Origin of the sequence: Streptomyces sp. NPDC002130, from assembly GCF_040296465.1 — a bacterium.
Lineage (GTDB): Bacteria > Actinomycetota > Actinomycetes > Streptomycetales > Streptomycetaceae > Streptomyces.
In genome coordinates, this window is record NZ_JBEOXI010001086.1 from 1 (window position 1) to 1,164 (window position 1,164).

The 1,164-nt window shown below is 64.4% G+C and carries 2 protein-coding genes; both read left to right on the plus strand.

The window, feature by feature from the left end; translation table 11 throughout:
* Positions 1 to 68 precede the first annotated feature (68 nt).
* Positions 69 to 587, plus strand: coding sequence for a carboxymuconolactone decarboxylase family protein (locus ABT116_RS48620; RefSeq protein WP_351647967.1), 519 nt, complete (start codon positions 69 to 71; stop codon positions 585 to 587).
* A gap of 22 nt (positions 588 to 609) precedes the next feature.
* A partial coding sequence (locus ABT116_RS48625) for an MFS transporter (RefSeq protein ID WP_351647969.1) occupies positions 610 to 1,164 on the plus strand: 555 nt, incomplete at its 3' end.

A 1,164-nucleotide genomic window follows, 5' to 3' on the forward strand; every position in this document is an offset into this window, starting at 1 on the left:
AACTCCTCCGGTACCGGCGTCATTCTGGACGGCCTGGGCGTGGTCGAGGCCAAGGCACGTATCACCGAGTGGCTGCTCTCACACCGGCCACCGCTGTCGGCACATCCAAAGACCTTCTCGCCGAGCTCGTCAACCGTCACGGACAGGTCGGCGACATGGTCGCGGCGATGGCTCACTCGCCCGCAGTGCTGGGCGGCTATCTGGAACTCAGCCGCGCAATGAAGCGCGCGAAACTCAGCCGCAAGATCACCGAGCGAATCTCGATCGCTGTGCAGGTCCAGCAAGGTTGCGCCGTGTGCCTAGAAGCCCACGTTGCCGCCGCGCACGCCAACGGCGTCGAGTTGGACGAGATCGAGCGCGCCCGCGCGGGCACCTCGGCCGATCCCGCCATCGCGGCGATGATCGACCTCGGACTTCGCGTCTATCGGGAACCTGCCTCGATTTCGGACGAACACATCGCGGGCCTTCGAGCGTACGGCTACGGTGATCGCGAGATCGCCGACGTAGTCGGAATCGTGGCCCTCAATATCCTGACCGGAGCTTTCAACCTTGTCGCGGGAGTGAAACCAGATGAACCGGACCGCTAGGACCGCACCGGAGCGGAACAGCATGCGTCTGTTCTTGATTCGCGACTATCGCCTGCTCTTCAGCGCCCAGATCATCGCGCTGTTCGGCACCGGGTTGGCGACGGTTGCCCTGGGTCTACTCGCCTACGAACTGGCCGGACCCAGTGCCGGAGCGGTGCTCGCCACCGCGCTGACGATCAAGATGTCGCTGTACGTCGTGATCGCTCCGCTCGCGGCGGCGTACGTAGACCGGTTGCCGAGACGGGCTTTCCTCGTCGCGCTCGACGCCATACGCGCAGCGGTTGTGCTCGCCTTGCCCTTCGTCAGCGAGATCTGGCACATCTACGTGCTGGTAGGCGTTCTGCAAGCTGCGTCGGCAGCGTTCACTCCCACGTTCCAGGCGGTGATTCCCGACATCGTGACCGACGAGGCCGATTTCACCCGTGCGCTGTCGGCGTCGCAGGTCGCCTACACGATGGAGAGCCTGCTCAGCCCCGTTCTCGCCGCGATCGCGCTTTCCTTCATGACATTCAACCTGTTGTTCGTCGTACCAGAGGCACACCGCCGCGACCGGGGTCAGGTGGTCCTCGGAGAGCAC